A 1,225-nucleotide genomic window follows, 5' to 3' on the forward strand; every position below is an offset into this window, starting at 1 on the left:
GCTAAAAGGAATGCCAGCTGCAAAAGAACTGAAGGCGGGCGATCAAATCATTCAGGTGGATAATGTGAAATTTAAGTCCGCAGAGGAATTCATGGATTACATTAATGGGAAAAAGGCTGGAGACGAAGTTGAATTAGTGTATAAGAGGGAAGAGACAGAGAAAACAGCTCATCTCTCGTTGCAGTCTTTTAAAGATGATCCAAGTAGGGTTGGGATAGGCATTTCTCTCGATGATAATCGAAGGGTCACAACGAAACCTGCCATCGCCATAGATTCTGAACAAATAGGTGGTCCTTCAGCTGGATTGATGTTTTCTTTGGAAATTTATAATCAATTAACAGAGGGAGATCTCACAAAAGGCTACGATATTGCGGGGACAGGAACGATGTCAGATGATGGAATAGTCGGCCCAATAGGAGGGATTCAACAGAAAATTGTCGCTGCCGATAAATCCGGAGCGGAAATTTTCTTTGCGCCAAATGAAAACGGAGCAGCTGGCTCGAATTATGAAGACGCATTGGTTGTAGCAAAGGACATTGAAACAAAAATGAAAATTGTCCCGGTTGACAATTTTGAAGATGCGTTGGATTATCTAACGAAATTAAAGGAAAAAGAAGAATAAAAAAAGCGCAAGCAGTTCATCTGTTTGCGCTTTTTTTTGTTAAATTTCGTCAAAAACACTGTTAACCGGTATTTTCTTTATTTAATAATAATTGGTGATTCGTATTCTCGTTTCATTAAAGAAGCTTGATATGGTTCAGGTAAGCCCAATGCATATACCTGTGCCGCCCGTAAGTCCGTTTCAATGCCATGCTTTTGATATGCTGATAGTTTAGAGATGAGCGGAACCGGCAAGTCTTTCTTGACGGTGCGAAGGTACTCCTGCCCCTGGGCATTCATGCCAAGGAGTCTGATATAAGAAGGTAGATCATTGTGTATCATTTTTCCCTTTAAGGTATGTGTGAAAATATGGACGCACATCCGCTGGAGTCGTGTCCAGGTATAGCGCTTTGTCTTCATTGCGGCCATGAAGTCTGAAAAGGTTGCAGCTTGTTTTGCCATTTCCTTAAATCGGTGCTCAATGCCTTCTTCGATTTCGTAAATTTCTGCCAACTCCATTAGTGAAGAGGATAGAATCCGGTATTTCAACATAGGCCAATACATTTCCCAGTCATGTAAGGTACGGTAGGTCGATAAATAATGCTCAAGGCCGATTCTTGTTGAT

General features: G+C 41.3%; 2 protein-coding genes. One reads left to right on the forward strand and one right to left on the reverse strand.

The features are described from left to right. Positions 1–622, forward strand: a 622-nt coding sequence (locus AC1DUW_RS29615) for a YlbL family protein (protein WP_477644279.1), incomplete at its 5' end; no start/stop codon positions are given. Between the two features lie 77 nt (positions 623–699). Here AC1DUW_RS29615 and AC1DUW_RS29620 read toward each other — a convergent pair. Next, positions 700–1,225, reverse strand: a 526-nt coding sequence (locus AC1DUW_RS29620) for a nucleotidyltransferase family protein (RefSeq protein WP_477644280.1), incomplete at its 5' end; no start/stop codon positions are given.

Source organism: Peribacillus sp. P4_C12 (assembly GCF_056402095.1).